Source organism: Sphingobium sp. S6, from assembly GCF_905120495.1.
Classification (GTDB): domain Bacteria; phylum Pseudomonadota; class Alphaproteobacteria; order Sphingomonadales; family Sphingomonadaceae; genus Sphingobium; species Sphingobium agri.
The window spans coordinates 61,981-77,669 of record NZ_CAJHOG010000003.1; the positions used below are offsets into that span (position 1 = coordinate 61,981).

Here is a 15,689-nt window from a genome sequence, read left to right on the forward strand (position 1 = left end):
GCTGCAAGGGCGGTCAAGTCAATGGCGCGGAGAGACGCCTAGAAGGGTGAGGCGCTTGGCCGGGTCGATCGATCCATCCGGGCGCACGCCTGCATGGGCGAGATCACGGCGCATGCGTCCTGTGAGAAAGCGGAACCACATGCGGAAATCGGCGCGCAGGGACCAGAGCGGATGGCGAAAGGTGGCGGGCCTGTTGCGCTCGATCAGGGCATGCGCCGCCCAAGCGAAGCCGTAGCCCGCAACGGGCAGTGCTGGAAGCAGCCACCAGCGGCCGGTCAGCGGCATGGCGGCCAGCAGCAGGATGACGGCGCTCGTCCCCGCATAATGCAAGGCTCGCGTCCCAGGACGCGCATGTTCCTGAAGATAATATGGCCAGAACTCGCTGAACATTGCGATATCGCTCATGCCATGGCCCCTTCCGCGGCCGACAGCTAAAGATAAGGTTGCTTCAAGTTAAGCGAGATGCGTCAGACCGTGTGCGATTCAGGGGCAAAGAGGAAATAGTCGTAAGCCGCACGGGCCACTTCAGCCATGATGCGGTCGCGTACGGCATGGCCGCGATGATCCTTCATGACGAAAACCGAGATGGCGATCGGACGGCCATCGGGCAGGGTGATGATGCCCGTGTCATTGCCCAGGCCGTTGAGCGTGCCCGTCTTGTGCGCGACCGGCGTGCCGGGCGGGAGCATGCCGACGAGGCGCGCCTTGCCCGTCTTGCAACGCGCCATGATGCCGAGCAGCATGGCCGTGCTGTCCCTCTTCAACGCCTTCCCATGCTGGATGGTCGATAGGAGGTCGTTCATCGCGCGGGGCGTCGACGTATCGCGCGGATCGGCGGCGAAGGCGATGTTGGGCATGTCCATCGCATCGCGCGCCCGCGCCGAAATGGGGGTTTCGGCCTCATCCCCTGCCCCGCCTGCTCCCACCTTCGCGCGGGCGAGAAGTTGGGCGGTGTTGCTGTCCACCCGCTGGCCACGGATGCCGAGCGACTGGAGCCAGCCATTCACCGCCTGCGGCCCGCCCGCGCGGGCGACGAGCGCATCGGTCGCTTCATTGTCGCTGCGGGTGAGCATCAGGTCGAGCAAGGCCGTGACCGGCATCGCCGTGCCGAGCCGTGGCAGCTTCTCATCGAAGCGCAGCATGCCCGCATCGGCGAGCGACAAGATCTTCCCCGCCACCGCGACCTTGTAGGTGCTGGCCATCGGGAAAAGCGTGTCGCCATTCAGTTCCAGCGTCTCGCCGCTGCGCAGATCGCGCACGGCTATGCCGACGGTGCCGTCGCTGAGGCTTGCGAAACGGGAGAACTCGCCGAGCAGGCGCGATTGCGCCGTTTGATGCACCACATTGGGCTGAGGACCGAAGGCGTCAGCGGTTGGCAGGGGCGCGAGAAACAGGCCAAGGCCCGCCACGAGGGCGGTGGTGAAGGAAAGGCGCGGCATGATTGCCCTTTCCCTCATTTGCGGACGCGGAGCAAGACTGCCGTGCGGTTGACAGGCTGTTGCCGGGCAGGTCATCACGCGGGCATGACCGCAACGATCAAGCTCGACGAAAGCTGGCGCGCGCCGCTGCGCGAGGAGTTCGACCGCCCCTATATGCAGGCGCTGAAAACATTCCTGGAAGAGGAAAAGCGGCAGGGAAAGCGCATCTTTCCCAAAGGCAGCGAATATTTCCGCGCGCTCGACCTGACGCCGCTCGGCAATGTGAAGGCGGTCATATTGGGGCAGGACCCCTATCATGGCGAAGGGCAGGCGCATGGGCTGTGCTTCAGCGTACGGCCGGGGGTGCGGACGCCGCCGTCGCTGGTCAATATCTACAAGGAGCTTAAGAGCGACCTTGGCATCGATCCGCCGCGCCATGGGTTCCTGGAACATTGGGCGCGGCAGGGCGTGCTGCTGCTGAACAGCGTGTTGTCGGTCGAAATGGGCCGCGCCGCGTCACATCAGAAGCGCGGTTGGGAGGAATTTACCGATGCCATCATCCGGCTGGTCAATGGCCAGGAGGAACCGGTCGTGTTCCTGCTGTGGGGCGCCTATGCACAGCGCAAGGCGGCCTTTGTGGATCAGACGCGGCATCTGGTTTTGAAGGCGGCGCATCCTTCGCCGCTGTCGGCGCATAATGGGTTTTTGGGGTGCCGCCATTTCTCGCAGGCGAACGCGTTCCTGGAAGCGAAGGGGCGTGGGGGGATTGATTGGGCTTTGCCGGAATGTGGAGTTTGATCGGGCGCGATTTGTCGTCATGCCAGCGGAGGCTGGCGTCTGTGTCGATGGCGTTCAGCCCGGCGGCATGAGATTCCAGCTTTCGCTGGGATGACGGGATGAGATGGGCACTTCTAGCCCTCGCCCGTTTACGGGAGAGGGAGGGGCCCGCCGCGACAGCGGTGGGAGGGTCAAGGTTGGGTGGCCGCCCTCATCCAATTTCGCCTAGCCAGCGAGCTGGCAAGGCTGCGCCTCCTTCTCACGCCAGCGGGAGAAGGAGGCTGGCATTCATTACCGCTTCTGGGCGAACCAGATGACGTGGCGGGGGCCTTTGCCGTTGTCGCGGGCCTTGACCGCCACCTCATCGACCTGAAAGCCAGCGTCGCGCAGGCGGCGGGTGAAGGCCGCGTCGGGGGCGGCGGACCAGATGGCAAGGATGCCGCCCGGCTTCAGCGCTGCCTTGGCGGTGGCAAGGCCAGCCGACGAATAGAGCCGGTCGTTGGCGGGAGCGGTAAGGCCGTCGGGGCCGTTGTCCACGTCAAGGAGGATCGCGTCGTAGGCTTGTCGGCTCACTGCGATCTCCGCCGCGACATCGCCTTCGATCAGGGTGACGCGCGGGTCATCGAGGCAACCGGCCGCCAGTTCCGCCATCGGACCCCGCGCCCAGGCAATGATCTCGGGCACCAGTTCGACGACCGTGGCGCGGCCGTCCTGCCCCATGCCCGCCAGCGCCGCGCGCAGGGTGAAGCCCATGCCGTAGCCGCCGATCAGCAGATGCGGCGCCTTTCGCCCCCTCAGCCGCTCAAGCGACATGACGGCAAGCGCTTTTTCCGAACCGCTCATGCGGCTGCTCATCAGCTCGTTCCGGTCGAGCACGATCATGTGATCGCTGCCCCGCCGATAGAGCTTCAATTCCTGTCCGCCCGGCACGGCGGCGGTGTCGATGAGTATGCGAGGGGTCACTGGCAGGTCCTTATATGGGCGCCCCGCATGGCAGCTTGCTCCACGCGACGCAAATCTTCAAGGCTGGCGCAAGTGACGCCCTGCCCCTATGTCGCGGGCAGCCCCCTCCCCTCCTCTTCCAGCAGGCAGTCCGTTCGTCCATGCGCTATTTCCTCGATACTGAGTTCAACGGATTTGCAGGCGCGCTGATCAGCGTGGCGCTGGTGCCGGAATTTGGCGACGATGAATTTTACGTCTCGCTGCCCTTGGATGAGGAGCCGCATGGCTGGGTCCAGCGCAACGTCATCCCCTATCTGCGCCACGTTCCTCCGGGTATCGACATGGAATTGAGCCGCGTCGAGGCGGCGCATCATCTGGCGGATTATCTGGCGGGCGATTCCGACCCGGTGATCGTCGCCGACTGGCCGGAGGACCTGGCCCATTTCTGCGCACTGCTGGTGATTGGGCCGGGGCAGATGGTCGACATGAATGGGTTGCAATTGCAGTTGGTCAATGCAGCGGGATTCAGCGCGGCGGCGAATAGCAGGATTCCGCATAATGCGCTGCATGATGCGCGGGCTTTGCGGGATTTCTGTTTGGGGAATTGAGGGAGTGAGATGTTCCCTCTCGCCTTCAGAGGAGAGGGGAGCAAGGGTTGCCTGTTTACGGTCCCCTCTCCCGCCGTCGCTTCGCTCGGCACCCTCTCCCCTGAAGGAGAGAGGGGATGGCATTCTCGCCTTTGCTTCGCTTGGCACCTCCGCCAGAGTCACATGCCTCTGGCCGACCCCTGAAGGGAAAAGGGGATAAACAATTCTCGTCATCCCAGCGGAAGCTGGGATCTCGTGAGGTTGGGCCACGCATATGGCATGAGATGCCAGCTTTCGCTGGCACGACGCCCCCCAAAACGGATCGAGGCCCGGTCCTGCTTGCGCAAGCCGAGCCTCATTCCCTCTCCAAACCGATAGACGGATCAGCCGTCGTAGTCGCCGCCGACATTCTGGTTGCGCGGCGGGGCTGCGGCGGTGAGGCGCAGGGCCTCTGCCGACTGGGCGATCGATCCGATTTCGTCCGGCGTATCGTCGTCGTCGATCTGCACCTTCTGCAGCGAACCGACGAGCGAATCATGCAGATCCGCCGGGAGAACGGTTTCTTCAGCGATCTCGCGCAGGGCGACGACCGGGTTTTTATCGCGGTCGCGGTCAAGCGTCAGTTCGGCGCCACCGGAAATTTCACGGGCGCGCTGCGCCGCAAGCAGGACAAGGTCAAAACGGTTGGTAACCTTGTCGACGCAATCTTCGACGGTAACGCGGGCCAAACGGGCGCTCCTGGCAAAAGGATGGAAATTATGAGGTCCGCGCCTATCAGTGGGCGGCGGAGGAGTCAATGAAAAGCCCATAAATCCATGGCGCGTCACGGCAATTGGGGGCATGAACGGGATATGGCGACGAACCGGCAGCCCCCAGAAAAGAGCGGCGAAGCCGGAATCAACCTTTCGATCCGGGGCCATCGGCTGGGCGTGATAGAGAATGGGCCAGCCTTGCGCGAGGCCCTGATCACCCTGATCGATGGCGCGCGGGAAAGCCTGAAGCTCTATTATTATATCTTCGCCGACGACCAGAGCGGGCGGATGGTGCTGGACCGGCTGATCGCTGCTCGAGGACGGGGCGTCGCGGTGACGCTGATGATCGACGCGTTCGGATCGGCCGACACGCCCGTCGCCTTCTTTGCTCCCCTGATCAGCGCAGGAGGTCGGTTTGGCCGATTCGGGGCGCGCCGTTCGACCCGCTATCTGATCCGCAACCATCAGAAGATGACCATCGCGGACGACCGGCGGCTGCTGCTGGGCGGCTTCAACGTGGAGGACGCCTATTTCGGATTGCCGGAGGATGATGCCTGGGTCGACCTCGGCCTTCTGATCGACGGACCTCAGGTCGCGGCGATGACCAACTGGTATGGGCAATTGTGGCGCTGGGTATCGACCAGGCATCAGCGTTTCCGCACATTGCGGCGCATGGTGCGCCATTGGCACCCGCCGCTTAACCATGGCGCCGATGAGCCGATGCGATGGCTGATCGGCGGGCCGACCCGGCGGCTAAGCCCCTGGGCGCAGGTGGTGAAGCATGACCTGGAACATGCGCGGCGGGTGGACATGGTGGCCGCCTATTTCTCGCCGGGGCGCGGCATGCTGAAGCGCATCGCGCGCGCGGCGCGGCGGGAGGGCGCGCGGCTGATCCTGCCGTCCCGGTCCGACAATGGCGCGACGGTGGCGGCAGCGCGGCTGCTGTACGGACCGCTGCTGCGACGCGGCGTTGAGATATGGGAGTATCAGAAGTGCAAGCTGCACATGAAGCTGATCGTCATCGATGACGCCGTCTTCATCGGCTCAGCCAATTTCGACATGCGCAGCCTTTTCCTGAACCTCGAGATCATGCTGCGGATAGAGGACAAGGCGCTGGCTGACGAAGCAAGGGCGTTCATCAGCCGCCGAGCCGAGGAAAGTCGGCAGATCACGCTGGAGCGATACAAGGCCCAGCGCGGCGTGCTGACCCTGGTGAAGCAATGGATCAGCTATTTCCTGGTCGGGGTGCTGGATTACACCGTGACCCGGCGGCTGAACTTCCGCAATCCCGATGCGGACTGACCGGCGAGCCATCCGTCCGCCCCAATCCCGATCACATGTGGATGGCATTGCGGAACATGATGAAGGCGATGATGACCAGATAGACGCCGAAGACGCGCTTCAATAGATGCGCGGGCAGGCTGTGCGCGGCCGCCACGCCCAGTGGCGCGGTGAGGATCGACATCGAAGCGATCGCCAGCGTCGCGGGCATGTTGACGAAGCCCAGCGATCCCCAGGGGAGGCCCGTTTCCTTAAGGCCGATCAGGGCGAAACCGATCGCGCTGGGGATGGCTATCAGCGTGCCTACGCCCGACGCCGTGGCGATCGCCCGATGGATCGATCGGCCGCACAAGGTCATTACCATGATCGCGATCGTACCACCGCCAATGCCGAGCAAAGCCGAAAAAGTGCCAAGCCCGCCCGCTATGCCGACACGCGCGATGCCGGACGGCATGTCCTCGCTGATCACCTTGCCCCCGACCTTGGGCAGCAGGAAATTGAGCGACATGAGGAACACGCCCGACGCAAAGATCATCGTCAGCACCCGGCCATCCACATGCCCTGCAAGCAACACTCCTACCCCATCGCCCAGGATGATCCACGGCGCCCAGGCGCGCAGCACTTCAAATTCCACCGCGCCGCGCTTGGCATGGGCCAGGAGAGAGCGGATCGAGGTCACGATGATTGTCGCGGCCGATGTGCCGATGGCGACATGGGCGATCGCCTCATGCGTGCCGCCCAGCAGCGGCAGCACAACGAATAGCGCTGGCACGACGACGAAGCCCCCGCCGATGCCGAAAATGCCCGCTGCGAAACCGGCGAACAGCCCCGCTCCCAGCATGGCGATCAAGGGCACGAGCCAGGTCATGAGATCGCCATGCATCACAGCGCCTCCCTGCTGCTGGAATGAAGCACACGCGGCAGCAAGGCGGCAAAGCGGATAGGATGGACCATGACGTGAACCCGGGCCTCTCTTCGGATGTGTTTGTCTGGGGGCAGGGAACCAACTGCCCCCGGCAAACAAGACGAACGAGGCCGGGGAACCCGCAGGGGGTCCGGACAAGATTACAGGATGCGAGCCGACGTCAGCCGAGCGCTTCTTCCGCTGGGCTGAATGGCAGGCCCAGCGCCTGGGCGACGGCCTGATAAGTCACCTTGCCGTCCCAGACATTGAGCCCCGCCAGAAGATGCGGATCGGACTGCAGCGCCTTCTTCCACCCAAGATCGGCGATCCGCAGGGCATGCGGCAGGGTGACGTTGTTGAGCGCATAGGTACTGGTGCGCGCGACGGCGCCCGGCATGTTTGCGACGCAATAATGGACGACGCCATCGACCACATAGGTGGGCTCCGCATGCGTGGTGGGGTGGCTGGTTTCGAAACAGCCGCCCTGATCGATCGCAACGTCCACCAGTACGGAGCCCTTCTTCATGCTCTTGAGCATGTCGGCGCTGACCAGCTTGGGCGCGGCGGCTCCGGGGATGAGCACGGCGCCGATGACAAGGTCAGCCTCCGCCACGCATTCGGCGAGATTGGCGCGGTTGGAAAAGCGCGTCTTCGCTCGCGCTTCGAAGTAGATGCCCAGCCGTTCGAGCACTTCGGGGCTGCGGTCGAGGATGGTGACGTCCGCGCCAAGGCCCGCCGCCATCTGCGCTGCATTGAAGCCGACGACCCCGCCGCCGATGACGCAGACCTTGGCCGGAAGCACGCCTGGGACGCCGCCCAGCAGCACGCCCCGGCCGCCATTCGCCTTTTCCAGCGCAGTCGCGCCTGCCTGGATGGACATGCGTCCGGCAACCTGGCTCATGGGCTTGAGCAACGGCAGGCCGCCGCTTGCGTCGGTGACGGTTTCATAGGCGATGCAGACCGCGCCCGACGCCATGAGGTCGCGCGTCTGGTCCGGGTCGGGCGCGAGGTGGAGATAGGTATAGAGTATCTGGCCGGGGCGCAGCATGGCGCGTTCCTCAGGCTGCGGCTCCTTCACTTTCACGATCATTTCGGCGGCCTTGAACACCTCGGCTGCGCTTGCCACGATCTCGCCGCCTGCGCCGGCGTACAGCGCATCATGCGCGCCAATCCCCTCCCCCGCGCCGCTTTCCACCAGCACGCGATGACCATGCGCTGCCAGTTCATGCACGCTCTCTGGCGTCAGGCCGACGCGATATTCGTGGTTCTTGATTTCCTTTACCGTGCCTACGATCATGTTCAGCCTTTCCGCCCCAAGCAATCGCGCCGAGGACATGGCATCGCCCGACATGCGGCGATTGTTCCGAAAATGCGCTGCCGACCCTTACAATCTATCCGCGAAAGCCCATTGGAAGGCAACCATGGCGGGGCGTCTTGGGAGGGCGGACGATATTGCAAAGGAAAGTCCCGCCACCCCTTGCCACCCGCCGCGCGCCGCGATAGGGAGCCGCCTTCCAGTGCATGCGGAGCGGTGGCCGAGTGGTCGAAGGCGCTCGCCTGGAAAGTGAGTATACGTCAAAAGCGTATCGAGGGTTCGAATCCCTCCCGCTCCGCCAGCTAGTCCTTGATTTTGCAGGGTTTCGGAGAAACCGATCGATACAGATCGAACCATTTCTCACTACGCTTTCGGCCATCTCCATCTCCAAATGCAGCAGGAATTCTCTCCTGCTACGCTCCTGAAAATCTTATCCCGACATTTCCGCCGGTTGTTGGGCAAAAGCATATCGATGGTTCGAATCCTTTTGGCTCCGCCACCTAGTTTCAACTTATTGGAAACGTTAGGAAATTCGCCGTAAAGCGGCGCAAATTCGCGCGCGTTCAGTTTAGTTCGGTACTGCAGAGAGGCGGATGCGAACCGAAGATACGGAAATCGGCCCCACTTTCTCTGCTGCTATCCCGGGCACTACCGAATGCATGCACCGTGTATCGCTGCTAGCTGACAAAAAAATACCGCGCCTCCGCGCCAGTGATTTTCCCCAGACTTACTGCATATATTGATGATTTCATGTGACAATTTCAGCTACCCGGCAGAAAGAACGCTTTGACATTAACAGGTCAAAACAGGTGCAGATTTGTGTCCAAATCAACTAAAATGGTCGGTGGAACAGGCAGATAGTCGTGGTCATGTTCATGACGTCCAAAACCTCCTCCTCTAGATCCTGTGGTGTTTCTATCCGTCTGATCACGGTCCTGGGCCGGCCACGCCGATTACCCGAGCTGCCCTTGGCGAACCGCCCCCCCCTCAGCCCGCTCAGTCATCAGCTGCACTCGCGGTAAGCGCTGCATCCGCCGCATCTTCCATCGTGGCAACGCGCCGGGCTGAGACCTCATTGAAGCTCTCGCCCGTAGCCTCAAGGACGGGGGGCTTCCTAGTCAGCGTCTGCCAACGGCGGATCGTCACCTCGCAATAGCCGGGCTCATATTCTACGAGCCTGCCCAGACGCTTCGTCTTTTCTGCGGCAATGAGGGTGGAGCCTGACCCGCCGAACGGATCAAGCACGATGTCGCCCGTCTTTGAAGTGTCCCTGATGGCATCCATGATCATGGGCACGGGTTTGACCGTCGGATGCATCGCAAGCTCGGCATCAGCTCCCGTCTTCGTGGCCCCCCGATAGTTCCAGATATTGGTACGATAGCGGCCGTTCTTCCCAAGCTCGACCGTGTTGAGATGCGGTGCGCTTCCCACCTTCCATACAAACACCAGCTCATGCTGCGAGCGATAGAAGCTGCCCATGCCGGCATTGTCCTTGGACCAGATGCAGATGTTCTTGAGTTCGGAATAGACCGCCGATCCCGCCTTCATCATCTCCTCAACGTGCCGCCAGTCCATGCACTGATAATGGATGGCACCATCCATGCTGACGTCAGCAGCGTTGCGGAATGCGGTCTCAAGGAAACCGGTGAACTCGGCCTTGCTCATCTCGCCCGTGGCCATCGCGAACTCGGCGTGCTTCGTTTTTCCAAGCCCACCCACATGACCGTTGATCTTCACGTTGAAGGGTGGGTCGGAAAAAACGAGACGGGCCCGGGCGCGCCCATCAGCGCTGCAAAGCTCTCCTGCCTGCGCCACTGTTGACGCCGACGAGCAGGCCATGGTCCGGATGCTTTTCGATCACCGGATAGAGAAAGCCGGTCCGCGAATAGCGGGACTTGCCGAAATAATCGAGTGCAGTGACGACGCAGCGGGTGGCGCCGGTCACCGGGTCGGTGGTGCGGGTCGCCTGCCAGGCCTGGGGCGCTCTGCCCTTCGCTACGGCCGGGCCAGCCATGGTGAGCGCGACAAGAGCAAGGGTACTGATACGGATCTTCATGACGCAAGGGCCTCCCGGAGCTGGCGGACAAGGGTATCGAGCAGCGCGCGCTGCGCCGCGTCGGTTTATGCTGACTGACCAACCGCCAGCGGCGGTGCTCAAGGAACAGCGCTATCCAGAGGTCACGCGGTCCGCCCGGCCAGCCGCCGGTCTGGGTGGCAACGGACAGAACTTCGTCTGCAAAGATGGTCGGATCACAGCCGCGCGTCTGAGGCCGGTAAATGGGATTGCACAACCTTGTCGTCTGGAACAAGGACAGTGGGGGGATGGGTACAATCTATCGCGCCGAGCTTGAGCTGATCTTTGTGTTCAGGAAGGGCAATGCAGCGCACATCAACGATTTGGAGCTGGGGCAGCATGGCCGCTATCCAACCGATGCCTAGGACTATGCCGGCCTCAATTTGCTGACGGCCGCTCCTGCCGACGAACTTGGGATGGATCCCAGGTGAAGCCCGTAATGATCGGAGCCAACGCCAGCCGGATTGGTCGCGCCATGGCGGCATCGTCCTTCACGCTTTTCCGACCCGGCGACCACGATGTCGCAGCCGAGCAGACGGGCCGGAGCACGCAGTGAAGAAGGACCTGTGCTAAGTCAAGGTCGCGGTGCGGCGGTGGTGGAAGCTGACCTGGCAGAAGGCGATCCTGTTCAGAAATGAGCTCAGCTTTGACGAGATCGAGAAGGTAGCGAACGAGCTCTCTGGCGATCAGCACATTGCGGGCAAGCGCCCTCCCATCGGATCTCTCGCCTCGCACACTCGTCCTATCCGCAGTGCCAAATGTTCGTCGTGAGGACGGCAGACGATCTGGAGCGAAGTAGGGATACCTTCTGCGGTCAAACCATTAGGCAGCGCCAGTGCACAAAAACCTAGCTGGTTGACGAAGCGGGTAAACAGGGAAGGGCTCGTTGTTTCGTCTACTTTAGCCAGCGGAATGGGAAGCATTGCGGTCGTGGGAGTTAAAAGCGCGTCATAGCCTTCCAGCGCTGCCAGCATCTCCTGGGCGTTCTGCCGGCTCCGCTCGCGTGCAAGTATATATCTGCGTGACGGCATGTCGCCTGCAAGCACGCGAGACCGTACTGCCGGGTCCATTTGCATTGCCGGGTCCTCTGCAACTTCTCCGTAGAGCGCGTAGGCTTCCGCCATCATGATTTCGGACTGACGCTGAAAATCGCGCAAGCTGCGTGGAAGGTCGATGACCGAGACTTCCGCGCCTGATGCTTGGAGATGCCGCAGTGACGCCCGGTAAGCCTGCACCAGTTCAGCATCCACGCCTTCCAGTTCGGCCGCGGCAATCGCCGCGAGGCGGAGGTCGCCTACACCCGCGTTCAGGTCGTTTATCTGCAACCTGCCAGGATTTGGCACCTCCAGGAGGACATCAAATAGCAGCGCGACGTCCAAGACGGTGCGGCCCATCGGTCCCGCCGTGTCCAACGAAGGACTCAGAGGCATGACCCCCTCAAGACTGATCAGTCCTGGAGTAGTCATGAGCCCGACAATGCCGTTGAACGCGGCCGGGATCCGCACCGATCCCCCCGTATCGGTGCCGACCGCGAGTGTCGCCGTGCGCGCAGCGACTGCAACGCCAGAGCCGCTCGATGATCCTCCGGCGATGTAAGGCTCATCGGGAAACCAGGGATTGCGTGGACTACCCAGATGCGCATTGGTTCCCCAGCCTCCCATCGCGAATTCGACCGTATGCGTTTTCCCGATCAGGATTGCGCCATTTGCCAACAGACGTTCTGCCAATTCTGCAGTCTGCGGAGCGATGCGTCCGGATAAAGTTGCCGAGCCGGCAGCGCAGATCTTGCCTTCAACGTCTATAAGGTCCTTTATTGCCACGGGTACACCATCAAGCGGTCCGAGCGCCCGTCCTTCGATGTGCCGCCTGCCCGAGCGAGCGGCCGCTTCCCTAGCTTCTTCGGAAAATACTTCGGTGTAGGCATGTAGCTGGGGCTCGAGCGTGCCGATCCGCGACAGATGCGCTTGAATAACATCCTCAGGCGTAAACCGCCCGGCGCGATAGCCATTGGCAAGCTCGCGCGCTGACATGAAGCATAGCGGATCAGACTGCGAGCTTTGTTCAGTATTCAAGATGAAGCCTCCGAACGACCGGATTTCCAGAGTAGCGCAGTTATCCTGCCATGATACAACCGCCACGCCTTCAATGCGTCGCTCGTCTTCCTCGTGCAGATCGCGCAACGGAGCGGCTTCATCCTGCTAGTCTCTGCTTCAGGCCAAAGAAAGCTGGCCCTGACCAACGGGTGCCGGTGATCCTTCGAGCAACCTCTCTGAGCGACCGCCACTCACGGTCATTCCAGCAGATGATCCAGTCTTCCCCAATGGTGACCGCATGGGCGGTGCCTTCGCACTGACGGATGAAGCGCATGCCCGCCCTACCCTCGATCGCGCGACTCTTCCGTCCTGCGAGCTGGGCAAGCTTCTGCTGCCTCGTACGCGGCAACCCGCCCAGCGCCTTGCCTGATGTTCCCAAGCAAGGCCAAGGCGCATCATCGCTGGACTGATTCTCGGACAAAACGCCCCAGCAAGGCGTTGTCTCGATCGGAAGTGAGTTCACTCACCAATCTTGAAATTGCCGTTTGCCTGAAGCGGGGTGCGCCGAGTTAGTGACACTTCCCAAACGGTCCCACCTGGATCGGCGAAAAAGCCCGCCAAATTGCCCCATGGCAGTTCCGCGGGCGGAGAAAGCAGCCGACCACCATGCAAAACTGCTTCGTCAAGGACGGTGCGTAGTTCCTCTTCGTTGCGAACAACATAGCTTAAAACAACCCCGTTGAAGGCCGGTGGGTTGTCCACCGCTATAGCCACCTCCGGTGGTAGCGGGTGGCCAAATGCTTCTTCAGCAGCTGGCTTGCGAGCGCTTAGCATGAAAACAAACCCGTTGACGTTAAACAGTGGCAGAGATTCTCTGCTGACTGAGGACACCTTCCAACCCATCGCTTCGTAGAATGCGCGCACAACACCTACGTCGTCCACACAAATCACAAGACAGCTTATGCGCTGCTCCATTGCTGCGTTGTCTGTACTCAATTTCCATTTCCTTGCATTGCAAAATTATACCCGGGATCAATCAGACTAGAAGAGTTCGAAACGGCTGGTGTCGATCCACCAGTTGTTCTAATCTCGATAATATCATAATGACGCCCACGACCATCTCAGGAGCCTCTCTCGCGCTCTCAGGAGTCCTATGCCAACTGATTACGCAGTCTGCCAAGCTTTGGGGCTTCAAGAACGACTTCGTCACCAGCATTCAACCAACCATGCCGATCACGCCCCTTAGTGAAGCGCAGTTCGATAATGCAGCCGCTTGGGCAGGTGCCCGAGCCAACCACATCGCCAGGATAGAGCGTAGCGTCAGCCGAGGCATGTGCGAGCAAGCGGGGCCAGGTGAAGTACATCTCGTTCAGATTGCTGTCAGTCCAACATTCTCCGTTGACATAGCCCCGCAGGCTCAGGTCGAGGCGGCCCTCAACGATATCGAATTCATCAGGTGTCGTTAGCCAAGGCCCACTAGATGTAGCAAAGTCCTTGGCTTTAGCGGGACCCATGAACAATTTCGTCTCTTGGGCTCCCAGGTCCCGGGCGGACCAGTCATTAAGCAGCATGAACCCCGCGACGTGATCAGTCCAATTCTCATCATCAGCATTGAGATCGCGCACCGGTGATCCGATAACCAGCGCTACCTCGAGTTCATAATCGATCGACTTCGCTTTACGTGGGGGGATGACAGGATCACCGTGACCGATGAAGCAACTGGGATTGCTGAAGTAGAAAACCGGAATTTCATACCAAAGCGGGTTCATCGCACCGCCGATGCCTTCCACGCAATTCTTCGTGTGCATCTCGAACGCGGAGAAATCACGAAACGACCGTGGCTGTGATATGGGAGCGAGGAAGCGCACATCTTCAGCAGCGAAGGTTCGTCCAAGGGCAGGCGTCTGCCGAGTCATCGCCACAGCGATCAGATCGTCTGGCGCCGCGCCCGTGATCTCCGCGACGCGCCCGTCGTCCAAGACCAGCACCAGTGACGTTTTTTCCTCCGGCAACAATGCCCGGCCAATTTTCATGATCTTCAATCTTTCCTGTTTCGCGCTATTTTCGCGCGCGCGGCCTTAGCTTCACTTCCAAGCTGCGTGAGCGTGGCCGACAGCAACTCGGTCCGCATGAAACTGCTCAAATCTTCGGCTTCTGCGCTGTCGATCAGCGCCTTGGTAAATTCCACCGCCTGAGGCACGTCGCCGTGCAGCGCATCAACCAGCGCAATTGCGTCCATCTCTGCCTCCCCAGGCTCTGCCACCTGGTTGACCAGCCCCATTGTCAGGGCATCGTCCGCATTCAAGCTCGCATCTCCCAGCAAAAGCGCTGCGGCGCGATGCCGCCCCACTCTGCGCGTAAGGAACCATGCAATGCCGCCGTCTGGCACCACGCCAAGCTTCACGAAGGGGGCGGCGAAGCGGGCCGTCCGGCTTGCGACGATCAGGTCGCAGGCCAGTGCAAGGCTCCATCCTGCGCCGACCGCCGCGCCTTCAACCGCGGCGATGACAGGTACGGGCGCCGTGCGGATCGCGGTGATGATCCGATGTCCCAACGCGACCCGCTCTGCCGGAGCCGTCGCGCGGAACCCCTCCGAAGGGAGGGTTTTGACGTCACCCCCTGCCGAAAAGAAATCCCCTGCCCCCGCCAAAATGATCGCCTGCACGTCAGGCTCTCCGCAAAGCTGTTGGAGGGCGGCATCTATGCCACGCCATGACGCAAAGGTGAGCGAGTTGCGCGCCGTGGGTCGGTTGAGCCGGATCAGCCCCACTGCTGACCTCGGGCGCTCCACCTGAACGACTGCCGTTTCGCTCAGCTCTGCCATTGCGGCGCACGCTTTTCTGTCCAGGCGCGTGCGCCTTCGCTCGCATCTGGATGCCGCATATGCGCGTCAAGCGCCCGATCTGCGGCCGCGATCACGGCGCTTTCGTGCGGCGGCTTGCTCAGCGCACGCAGAAGGCCGAAGGTTTCCCGTACAGCCGCAGGTGATGCCTCAGCGACTTTCCGCGCCGCTGTCATTGCCGCAGCCAGACTATCTTCAGCCGTATCATAGAGCTCATTCACCAGCCCCAGCGCATGAGCTCGCTCCGCGCCCAGGACTCCGCCTGCCAATGCGATCCGTTTCGCCTCGCTCGCACCAATGATCCCGGCCAACCGCAGCGCGCCATAGCCGCAAATCTGGCCGACATTGACATGGGTGTCCATAAACCGGGCGTGCCTGGCCGCAAACACGATATCGCCATCGACGACGAAGCCCAACCCGCCACCGGCCGCGGTGCCATTTACCGACACTATCACGGGCTTGGTGAAGCCGGCGTGTACCCAGGTCAGACGCCACGCCTCGCCTGTGCGTTCACCGGGACGTCGAAGTTCCCCCTGCGTGGTAAGCACGCTCACATCGGCGCCGGTGCAGAAATGCCGGCTTCCCGAAGCGGTGAAGATGACCACGCGCACATCGCTGTCGCGATCCAGCATTGCCCATGCATCGCGCAAACCTTCATAGATTTCCCGCGTCAGCGCGTTGCCGACGCTGGGATTGTGCAACAACACCGTCGCGATGCCATCAACTTTGTCGATGTAGACGCCGGGCACCCGTTCTTCAGTCAT

General features: G+C 61.7%; 18 protein-coding genes and 1 tRNA gene. 4 read left to right on the top strand and 15 right to left on the bottom strand.

Going from position 1 to position 15,689, the window contains the following annotated elements; genetic code table 11:
- Positions 1-18: 18 nt before the first annotated feature.
- Together SPHS8_RS11015 and SPHS8_RS11020 are read right to left on the bottom strand one after the other, a co-directional pair.
- Complete coding sequence (locus SPHS8_RS11015) at positions 19-405, bottom strand: DUF962 domain-containing protein (protein ID WP_201515571.1); 387 nt, start codon at positions 403-405, stop codon at positions 19-21.
- A 62-nt stretch (positions 406-467) separates the two neighbouring features.
- Positions 468-1,439, bottom strand: coding sequence for a serine hydrolase (locus SPHS8_RS11020; protein ID WP_201515572.1), 972 nt, complete (start codon positions 1,437-1,439; stop codon positions 468-470).
- An 84-nt stretch (positions 1,440-1,523) separates the two neighbouring features.
- Between SPHS8_RS11020 and ung the strand changes: the two genes are divergently transcribed.
- The gene (gene ung, locus SPHS8_RS11025; protein WP_097092303.1) at positions 1,524-2,216 is read left to right on the top strand and encodes a uracil-DNA glycosylase; all 693 of its coding nucleotides are present in this window, start codon (positions 1,524-1,526) and stop codon (positions 2,214-2,216) included.
- Between the two features lie 270 nt (positions 2,217-2,486).
- Here the strand turns inward: ung and SPHS8_RS11030 are convergent, their stop codons facing one another.
- On the bottom strand, positions 2,487-3,158 hold the full coding sequence (locus SPHS8_RS11030; protein WP_201515573.1) for a spermidine synthase: 672 nt from the start codon (positions 3,156-3,158) through the stop codon (positions 2,487-2,489).
- Positions 3,159-3,298: 140 nt separating this feature from the next.
- Between SPHS8_RS11030 and SPHS8_RS11035 the strand changes: the two genes are divergently transcribed.
- Entirely contained in the window at positions 3,299-3,745 is a 447-nt protein-coding gene (locus SPHS8_RS11035; protein ID WP_201515911.1) for a hypothetical protein, read from the top strand.
- A gap of 362 nt (positions 3,746-4,107) precedes the next feature.
- Here SPHS8_RS11035 and rpoZ read toward each other — a convergent pair whose 3' ends face one another.
- A complete protein-coding gene (gene rpoZ, locus SPHS8_RS11040) occupies positions 4,108-4,452 on the bottom strand; it encodes a DNA-directed RNA polymerase subunit omega (protein ID WP_066526813.1) in 345 nt (114 codons plus the stop codon).
- 87 nt (positions 4,453-4,539) lie between these two features.
- Between rpoZ and SPHS8_RS11045 the strand changes: the two genes are divergently transcribed.
- The gene (locus SPHS8_RS11045; protein ID WP_201515574.1) at positions 4,540-5,778 is read left to right on the top strand and encodes a phospholipase D-like domain-containing protein; all 1,239 of its coding nucleotides are present in this window, start codon (positions 4,540-4,542) and stop codon (positions 5,776-5,778) included.
- A gap of 31 nt (positions 5,779-5,809) precedes the next feature.
- On the opposite strand, the gene SPHS8_RS11050 is transcribed toward SPHS8_RS11045, so the two are convergent.
- Both SPHS8_RS11050 and ald read right to left on the bottom strand, forming a co-directional pair.
- A complete protein-coding gene (locus SPHS8_RS11050; RefSeq protein WP_201515575.1) occupies positions 5,810-6,640 on the bottom strand; it encodes a sulfite exporter TauE/SafE family protein in 831 nt (276 codons plus the stop codon).
- A 202-nt stretch (positions 6,641-6,842) separates the two neighbouring features.
- The gene (gene ald / locus SPHS8_RS11055) at positions 6,843-7,958 is read right to left on the bottom strand and encodes an alanine dehydrogenase (RefSeq protein WP_201515912.1); all 1,116 of its coding nucleotides are present in this window, start codon (positions 7,956-7,958) and stop codon (positions 6,843-6,845) included.
- Between the two features lie 228 nt (positions 7,959-8,186).
- On the opposite strand from ald, the gene SPHS8_RS11060 reads away from it, so the two are divergent.
- Positions 8,187-8,277: transfer RNA gene (locus SPHS8_RS11060), tRNA-Ser, on the top strand.
- Between the two features lie 531 nt (positions 8,278-8,808).
- Here the strand turns inward: SPHS8_RS11060 and SPHS8_RS20660 are convergent.
- From SPHS8_RS20660 to SPHS8_RS11105, 9 genes are all read right to left on the bottom strand, one after another.
- Positions 8,809-8,976, bottom strand: a complete 168-nt coding sequence (locus SPHS8_RS20660) for a DUF5681 domain-containing protein (RefSeq protein ID WP_443020032.1) — start codon at positions 8,974-8,976, stop codon at positions 8,809-8,811.
- On the bottom strand, positions 8,973-9,815 hold the full coding sequence (locus tag SPHS8_RS11065; protein ID WP_236575096.1) for a DNA-methyltransferase: 843 nt from the start codon (positions 9,813-9,815) through the stop codon (positions 8,973-8,975). The genes SPHS8_RS20660 and SPHS8_RS11065 overlap by 4 nt, the downstream gene beginning before the upstream one ends.
- On the bottom strand, positions 9,760-10,032 hold the full coding sequence (locus SPHS8_RS11070) for a hypothetical protein (protein ID WP_201515577.1): 273 nt from the start codon (positions 10,030-10,032) through the stop codon (positions 9,760-9,762). Before SPHS8_RS11070 ends, SPHS8_RS11065 begins: the two co-directional genes overlap by 56 nt.
- A gap of 704 nt (positions 10,033-10,736) precedes the next feature.
- Entirely contained in the window at positions 10,737-12,230 is a 1,494-nt protein-coding gene (locus tag SPHS8_RS11080) for an amidase (protein ID WP_201515579.1), read from the bottom strand.
- A gap of 10 nt (positions 12,231-12,240) precedes the next feature.
- Positions 12,241-12,606: a DUF2924 domain-containing protein gene (locus SPHS8_RS11085; protein WP_236575097.1), complete on the bottom strand. Its 366-nt coding sequence runs from the start codon at positions 12,604-12,606 to the stop codon at positions 12,241-12,243.
- The gene (locus SPHS8_RS11090; RefSeq protein WP_201515580.1) at positions 12,603-13,079 is read right to left on the bottom strand and encodes a VOC family protein; all 477 of its coding nucleotides are present in this window, start codon (positions 13,077-13,079) and stop codon (positions 12,603-12,605) included. Before SPHS8_RS11090 ends, SPHS8_RS11085 begins: the two co-directional genes overlap by 4 nt.
- Positions 13,080-13,234: 155 nt before the next feature.
- A complete protein-coding gene (locus SPHS8_RS11095; protein ID WP_201515581.1) occupies positions 13,235-14,116 on the bottom strand; it encodes a fumarylacetoacetate hydrolase family protein in 882 nt (293 codons plus the stop codon).
- A gap of 5 nt (positions 14,117-14,121) precedes the next feature.
- The gene (locus SPHS8_RS11100; protein WP_201515582.1) at positions 14,122-14,907 is read right to left on the bottom strand and encodes an enoyl-CoA hydratase/isomerase family protein; all 786 of its coding nucleotides are present in this window, start codon (positions 14,905-14,907) and stop codon (positions 14,122-14,124) included.
- Entirely contained in the window at positions 14,895-15,689 is a 795-nt protein-coding gene (locus tag SPHS8_RS11105) for an enoyl-CoA hydratase/isomerase family protein (protein WP_201515583.1), read from the bottom strand. The genes SPHS8_RS11100 and SPHS8_RS11105 overlap by 13 nt, the downstream gene beginning before the upstream one ends.